Here is a 7,313-nt window from a genome sequence, read left to right as displayed (position 1 = left end):
CGCCGCGCTTGTCCTTGGCAATCGGGATCTGGTTCTGTTCGGCAAACTCGATCAGTTTCGTGCGGCTGGTCAGGTCCCATTCGCGCCACGGCGCAATCACCCGGATCGCCGGATCAAGCGCATAGCACGACAATTCGAACCGCACCTGATCATTGCCCTTGCCCGTCGCGCCATGGGCCACGGCATCGGCCCCATGTTCATGCGCAATTTCCACCAGACGTTTGGAAATCAGCGGGCGCGCAATCGACGTTCCCAGCAGATACAGCCCTTCATACAGCGCATTGGCGCGGAACATCGGGAAGACGAAATCACGCACGAATTCTTCGCGCAGGTCGTCGATATGGATGTTGTCCGGCGCGATGCCCAGCAATTCGGCCTTGGCGCGGGCGGGTTCCAGTTCCTCGCCCTGCCCCAGATCGGCGGTGAAGGTGATCACTTCGCAGCCATATTCGGTTTGCAGCCATTTCAGAATGATCGAGGTGTCCAAGCCCCCGGAATAGGCCAGAACAACTTTTTTCGGCGCGTCGGTCATACGGTCCCCCTATGTCGTTTGCGAGAGGGATAGGCCCATTCGAACCTTGTCACAAGTGGGCTGCGCGTCCTATTCAATCCCCAAGGCACAGGAAAGATGACATGATGTTTCAGGCAATGCGGATTATCGGCCACTCATGGCAACAACTGATCGGCAATATGGCGCAGGCGATCACCATTTCGGTGCTGCCGATGCTGGTGGTGTTCGCCTTGGCCGGGGGGGTGTTCATGTCACTGATGACGGGGAGTCCGGCGAACGGATTTGCGCTGTATCTGATCACCATCGTGGTGATCGGGCTGCTGTGTTTCGTGGTGGTCGCGGTGAACTGGCATCGCTTTGTGCTGCTGGGCGAACGGCAGGGGATCGTGCCGCGCCTGACCGGGCGGGCAACGCGGGATTATGTGATCACGTCCATTGTGATTATGCTGTTGATTGTGCTGATGGGCATGGCGGTGATGCTGATCGTGGCGCTGATCGTGCCGGGGCTGATGGCCAGCGGCATGATTGATTACAGCGTCGCACAGGCCGGGATCGGGCCGAATGCTGGCGGAGTGGTGATCAACGTGTTCACAATTACGGTCTTTGCCGCGAATGTCATCGTGACGGCGGTGTCGCTGCGCCTGTCGGTGGCGTTGCCTGCCGCGGCGGTCGGGGGGAACCGCAAAATCCGCGCGGCGCTGTCTGCGACCAGCGGCCATTTCGGCACGATTCTGGTGATCGCGCTGTTCGTGATCGCGGTGCCGACACTGACTGATGCCTTGGCCGCCCGCATGATCGCCCCGATCCTGACCTTTGAAACGCTGTGGTTTTATCTGGCGGCGCTCGGCGTGGCGTCGTGGTTCTGGACCTTGCTGACGCTGTCGATTGCGACGACGCTGTATGGTCATTATGTCGAAGGACGGGCGCTGAACTAAGCCCCGCCCGTGTGGAAATAATCATACACCCGCTGCGCAATCGCGGCGCTGATGCCGGGGACGGCCTGCAAATCGGCCAGACCCGCGCCGCGCACCGCCTTGGCCGACCCGAAATGCGCGAGCAGAGCGCGTTTGCGCGCAGCCCCCACGCCCGGAATGTCGTCCAGAGGGTTCGCCATCACCGATTTGGCGCGCTTGGCGCGATGCGTGCCGATGGCCCAGCGATGCGCTTCGTCCCGCAGACGCTGGATGAAATACAAGACCGGGTCGTTCATCCGCAACGCCATCGGGCGCGCGCCGGGGCGGTGAAATTCCTCTTTGCCGTGGTCGCGGTCCACGCCTTTGGCAACGCCGATCATCGGAATGTCGTCCACACCCAGATCGGCCATGATCTCGGCCACGACGGAGACCTGCCCCGCGCCGCCGTCGATCAGCAACAGGTCGGGCCATGTGTCACCCTGACGGTCGGGATCCTCTTTTAACAGGCGGGTAAAGCGGCGGGTCAGCACCTCGCGCATCATGCCAAAGTCATCGCCGGGGGTGATTTCGGTGCCTTTGATGTTGAATTTGCGGTATTGGCTTTTGATAAATCCTTCGGGTCCGGCCACGATCATGCCGCCGACCGCGTTTGTCCCCATGATGTGACTGTTGTCATAGACCTCGATCCGCTGGGGCGGTCCGGGCAGATCGAATGCCGCCGCCAGACCGTCCAGCAGCCGCAATTGGGTGGCGCTTTCCGACATGCGGCGGGCCAGCGATTCGCGGGCATTGCGCAGAGCATTGGCGACCAGTTCCAGCTTTTCCCCCCGCTGCGGGGCCAGCACATCCACCCGGCGACCGGCGCGGTCCGACAGCACATCGGCCATCAATTCGGGATCCTGCGGCGGATGCGACAGCAGAACCTGACGCGGAGGCGGTTTGTCGTCGTAAAACTGCATCAGAAACGCCTGCATCACCTCATCCGCGGATTCGGCGCCGCCCAGACGCGGGTAAAAATCGCGGTTGCCCCAAGACTGGTTGCCGCGGATGAAAAATACCTGAACGCAGGCCTGCCCGCTGTCCATATGCAGCGCGATAATGTCCGCTTCGGGGACGGAACGGGGGTTGATCGCCTGCACCGACTGAACGGCGGTCAGCGCCTTGATCCGGTCGCGCAGGGCGGCGGCGCGTTCGTATTCCATATCCTCGGCCGCTTGGGCCATATCGGCCGCCAATTGCGCCTGAATCGCGGTTGATTTGCCCTGTAAAAACCGTTCGGCATCCGCGACCAATGCGGCGTAATCGTCATGGCTGATCCGGCCCACACAGGGCGCGGCGCAGCGTTTGATCTGGAACAGCAGGCAGGGACGGGTGCGCGATTCAAACACCGAATCCGTGCAGTTGCGCAGCAAAAACACCCGCTGCAACTGCGTCAGCGTGCGGTTGACCGCGCCCGCACTGGCAAAGGGGCCGTAATAATCCCCCTTTTCCGACCGCGCGCCGCGATGTTTTTTGATCTGGGCAAAGGCGTGCGATTTCGCCACCAGAATATTGGGAAAGCTTTTATCATCGCGCAGCAGCACGTTATAGCGCGGCTTTAACTGTTTGATCAGGTTCTGTTCCAGCAGCAGCGCCTCGGTCTCGGTGCGCGTGGTCAGGAACATCATCGACCGGGTTTCGCGGATCATCCGGGCGATGCGCGCGGAATGGCCAGAGGGGCGCGCATAATTCGACACCCGCGCCCGCAGATCGCGCGCCTTGCCGACATACAAAACCGCGCCCTGTTCATCCAACATGCGATACACGCCGGGGCTGCTGTCCAACAGACGCAGGTAATCATGGATCAGATCATGGCCGGTTTTGGGGGTCATCGCGCTGCCTTGGTGATTCCCTGATGCGCTGCACCGAACGGCCACCATCCGCAAGGGCTAAGCTGTCCACGGAATCTGTGGATAAGTATGTGGATCGCATGGGGGCGATCCCGGTTTGCGTCAGCAATCGTTACAGTTTCGTGAAGCTGCCTGTTTTTTAGGCACATATGTAAGCTGTTGATTTTGCACATGATTATTTTGCACTACCCGCAAAGCCCTGAAAAACGTGACAGATTCCGCATGTTTTAACAAATGACGCAACGACAGGTGGACAAAGCGGCAAAAGGTCGCGCATCACGTGTTATTCGCGGCCCAGCACGTCCGGCGTGCGCCAGGCCAGATGCTGGCCGCCATCAACGCAGATCAACTGCCCCGTCACGGCCCGCGCATCCAGAAAATAGCCCAGAGCCTGCGTAATCCCCGCCGCATCCGCGCCACGCCCCAGAATCGTGGCCGCGCGCTGCGCGTCGAAATGCGCCTGACTTTGGCGCGCGCCAATCATCGTCGGGCCGGGACCAATGGCGTTGACGCGAATATCGGGGGCCAGAGCCTGCGCCAGCGTGCGCGTCAGCGCCCACAGCCCCGCTTTGGCCAGCGAATAGGTCATGAATTCCGGCGTAGGTTTCAGCACGCGCTGATCCACCATATTGACGATCAGCGCCTGCGCCTGCGGTTCGCCGTTTTCGTCCAGAACCGCGCGGGGGGCCTGCGCCGCCATGGCCTGCGACAACTGAAACGGCGCGCGCAGATTGGACCCGATATGGCGGTCCCAACTGTCCGGGGTGGCCGTGTGGATGTTGTCATATTCAAAAATCGACGCGTTGTTGACCAACACCGCCACCGGCCCCATCTGCGCGGCAATATCAGGGATCAGGCGCGCTGTGGCGTCCGCGTCCAGCAGGTCGGCCTGAAACGCCTGCGCGTTCACGCCAAACCCACGGGCCTGCGCGACCGCATCCGCCGCCGCATCCGCAGACCCGGAATAATGCACCGCCACGTCATAGCCGCGCCGCGCCAGTTCCAATGCCATGGCGCGGCCCAGCCGTTGCGCCGCACCTGTCACCACCGCCACCGTCATATCAGCACCCAGACATAGCCCGCATATCCCGCCAGCAGCGCCGCCCCCGCCGCGCGCCCGATCGTGACGCCTCGGAACAGAAACGGTGCCAGAATCAGCCCCGCGCCCAGCATCACCCACAGATCCAACCGCAGCATCTGGTCGGGGATCGGCAGCGGCTTGATCAGCCCGGTGACGCCCAGAATAAACAGGATGTTAAAGATGTTGGACCCCACCACATTGCCCAGCGCAATGTCGGATTGCCGTTTCAGCGCCGCCGCCACCGTCGCCGCCAGTTCGGGCAGCGAGGTGCCGACCGCAACCAACGTCAGGCCGATGACAACCTCACTGATGCCAAAATCGCGGGCGATATTGGTCGCGCCCTGCACCAGCAGATTGGCCCCCACCGGCAACAGCACCAGACCCGCCGCCAGCCAGCCGATGATGCGCGGCCACTGCGCGCCCGGATTCGCGGGGGAGTCATCGCTCTGCGCCGTCGCCAACTGCCGCCACAGCACGGCGACCATCCCGGCCAGCAAAACAAGCGCGGCCAGCGTGCCAATAGGCCCCATCAGCGCCAGCACAATCAGCAGCACCGACGCGCCCATCATCATAAACCAGCTTTCGCGCAGATCATGGCCGCGCGTCACAATCGGCGCAATCACAGCCGCCGCGCCCAGAATGACCAGCACGTTAGCGGTGTTCGACCCCACCACATTGCCCAGCGCAATATCGGTCGATCCCCGCAGCGCCGCCGACAGCGACACGATCATTTCCGGCGCGGATGTGCCAAAGGCAACCACCGTCAGCCCCACGACCAGCGGCGCAACCCCCAGCCGCAGCGCCAGATTGACCGCGCCCTTGACCAACAGATCGCCGCCCAGCACCAGCAGCACCAGACCGGCGATGATATACAGGCTATCGACGACCAATCTTGATCCCCAGCACTTTGGCCATAAAGCGGCGAAATCCCGGACCGGCCAGCAGCGCGATCAGGCACATGATCAGCAAAAACAGGATGACGGCGCGAATGCTCATCCCCGCGCTCCGAATTGACTGAAGGCCGCGCGTTGTTCGGCGGCGTCGATCACGGCATCCGCCGACAGCCCCATGCGGCGCAAAAACGGCTGGCGCAGGCCCAGAACCTGAAACCGCACCTTATCCCCATGCAAGGCCCGCATTTTCGGCACCAGATGCGCGATGCCATCGGCCAGCCCCAATTCGACCGACCGCCGCCCGGTCCAGAATTCGCCCGTAAACACATCGCCATCCGCCAGCCGCGCGCCCCGCCGCGCCCGCACATGCGATTTAAACGATTCGTGAATGTCGTCCAGAATATGACGCAGCCGTTCGACATCTTCGGGGTTTTGTTCGCGGAACGGATCCAGCGTCGATTTCGACCGGCCCGCCGTGTGAACGCGCCGTTCGATCCCCCATTTCGCGATCAGATCCTGGAACCCAAAGCCCGCGGAAATCACCCCGATCGACCCCAGAATCGAACTGTCATCGCACCAGATCTGATCCGCCGCGCAGGCCAGCCAATATCCGCCCGATGCGGCCACATCTTCGACAAAGGCATGAACGGGAATGTCTTTTTCATCGGCCAGCCGCCGGATGCGCGCGGCAATCAGCGATGACTGCACCGGCGATCCGCCGGGCGAATTGATCGCCAAGGCAACCGCTGCCGGTTTCCCGCGAAAGGCGCGTTCAATGACGGGGGCCAGCGCGGCGTCATTCAGCCCTCCGCGCCCCGCGCCGCCAATGGCGCCGGACAGGCGGATCACAACAACGCGCGGATGGCGCGACCAAAGACGGGACAGAACCGGAATATGCATGACCCCAGACATAGGCGCACGCCCCCCGCCCCGCAAGCCTGCGCGCCGATTTTGCGGGCGTTACGCCCGGCCTTCGTCCACCAGATCATCTGCGCGCGATAGGCTTTTTCGTGGTGGCCGTTATGCCCTTTGTGCCAGCGGCTGACGGTGGTTTCGACCGTCCCCAAAATCGGCGGCGCAGAAAGTCAGCTTATGCCGCGCCAGCCAGTCATCCAGCGCCGCGGCAAAGGGTCGGGGGTCCATAATCGGCGTCATAACGGGCCTTTCTGTTGGCACACGAACCCGCACCACATCCCCAAAAACACCGCGTCAGCAACCGGAACATGACGGGGATCAGGCGGGTATGAATAGGCATTGATTGGACTTTTCAGGCGCTCCAACTGGCGGTGGCAATTGCCACACTGATCACCGCCAGCCGGAAACCTTGAAAAGCAGGGGAGAGCCGAAAGGCCCTTCCCGACCCCTCCAAAATAAACAGATGGTGCGGTTAAATCAAGGCCGGCCCCCATCAGCGGAAAGGAACCAGATGTCGGGATTCATCCTCGTGATCCTGCTGCGGCGTAAATGACGCGGGCGGGACGAAACACCGCCGCGCCATATTCGGGCGATGCCGGTCGCCCCGCCATGAACGATCAGCCGTCACCGACATCGCGCAGGGTTTTCATCATCGGCGCGTAACGATCCGCGACCTTAATGTTCAAAAAGGACGCCCGTGCCCGAGCGTCCTTCTTTTCATCTCGTTGATCAGACGTCAGAAGATGAAATCGCTTGCGTCGATCTGCGCCAGGCGCGTGTTGGCGATTTCGATGGTGACGCCGTCCCATTCGACGATCACATCCGCACCGGATCGTTTGACCGACAGCGCCGACCACGACGCGCCGCGCAACTCGATCCGGTCCAGCCCGTCTTCCCAGTCGTGGATGCGCGCCCAGCCGTCTTTGCGCGCAAAGACAAAGCTGTCCGCCCCGGCCCCGCCATACAGATGGTCGCGGCCCGTGCCGCCGTCCAGCGTGTCACGGCCCGCACCGCCATACAGGCTGTCATTCCCGCTGCCGCCCACCAGCACGTCATTGCCGCCGCCGCCGTCCAGCCGGTCATGCCCGGCCCCGCCATAGAGCCGGTCAT

At 62.4% G+C, this 7,313-nt stretch carries 6 protein-coding genes and 1 pseudogene; 1 reads left to right on the top strand and 6 read right to left on the bottom strand.

Translation table 11 applies throughout. The annotated features are described in order from the left end of the window. Positions 1 to 532, bottom strand: a 532-nt coding sequence (locus Q4G20_RS13535; protein ID WP_303343983.1) for an argininosuccinate synthase domain-containing protein, incomplete at its 3' end; no start/stop codon positions are given. Between the two features lie 101 nt (positions 533 to 633). On the opposite strand from Q4G20_RS13535, the gene Q4G20_RS13530 reads away from it, so the two are divergent. Then, complete coding sequence (locus tag Q4G20_RS13530) at positions 634 to 1,446, top strand: hypothetical protein (protein WP_303343982.1); 813 nt, start codon at positions 634 to 636, stop codon at positions 1,444 to 1,446. Here Q4G20_RS13530 and uvrC read toward each other — a convergent pair. From uvrC to Q4G20_RS13505, 5 genes and pseudogenes are all read right to left on the bottom strand, one after another. Next, positions 1,443 to 3,296, bottom strand: a complete 1,854-nt coding sequence (gene uvrC / locus Q4G20_RS13525; RefSeq protein WP_303343981.1) for an excinuclease ABC subunit UvrC — start codon at positions 3,294 to 3,296, stop codon at positions 1,443 to 1,445. The genes Q4G20_RS13530 and uvrC overlap by 4 nt on opposite strands. Before the next feature lie 301 nt (positions 3,297 to 3,597). Next, positions 3,598 to 4,374 carry an SDR family oxidoreductase gene (locus Q4G20_RS13520; RefSeq protein ID WP_303343980.1) on the bottom strand — a complete coding sequence of 259 codons (777 nt, stop codon included), beginning with the start codon at positions 4,372 to 4,374 and terminating at the stop codon, positions 3,598 to 3,600. Next, a complete protein-coding gene (locus tag Q4G20_RS13515) occupies positions 4,371 to 5,285 on the bottom strand; it encodes a calcium/sodium antiporter (RefSeq protein ID WP_303343979.1) in 915 nt (304 codons plus the stop codon). Before Q4G20_RS13515 ends, Q4G20_RS13520 begins: the two co-directional genes overlap by 4 nt. 102 nt (positions 5,286 to 5,387) lie before the next feature. Then, positions 5,388 to 6,200, bottom strand: a complete 813-nt coding sequence (locus Q4G20_RS13510; RefSeq protein WP_368660807.1) for a S49 family peptidase — start codon at positions 6,198 to 6,200, stop codon at positions 5,388 to 5,390. A gap of 739 nt (positions 6,201 to 6,939) precedes the next feature. Then, positions 6,940 to 7,313 (bottom strand): annotated as a pseudogene (locus Q4G20_RS13505) (hypothetical protein); the annotation flags it as partial.

Origin of the sequence: Paracoccus sp. (in: a-proteobacteria) (genome assembly GCF_030538495.1) — a bacterium.
In the GTDB taxonomy this organism is placed as follows: Bacteria; Pseudomonadota; Alphaproteobacteria; order Rhodobacterales; family Rhodobacteraceae; genus Paracoccus.
Note: the sequence above shows the minus strand (reverse complement) of the source record. Positions and strands in the feature narration are given on the sequence as shown.

What these genes read in the sequence shown, in the direction of transcription:
- Q4G20_RS13530 (WP_303343982.1), top strand. Translation starts at nt 634, where the DNA reads ATGATGTTTCAGGCAATGCGGATTATCGGCCACTCATGGCAACAACTG.
- uvrC (WP_303343981.1), bottom strand. Translation starts at nt 3,296, where the DNA reads ATGACCCCCAAAACCGGCCATGATCTGATCCATGATTACCTGCGTCTG.
- Q4G20_RS13520 (WP_303343980.1), bottom strand. Translation starts at nt 4,374, where the DNA reads ATGACGGTGGCGGTGGTGACAGGTGCGGCGCAACGGCTGGGCCGCGCC.
- Q4G20_RS13510 (WP_368660807.1), bottom strand. Translation starts at nt 6,200, where the DNA reads ATGTCTGGGGTCATGCATATTCCGGTTCTGTCCCGTCTTTGGTCGCGC.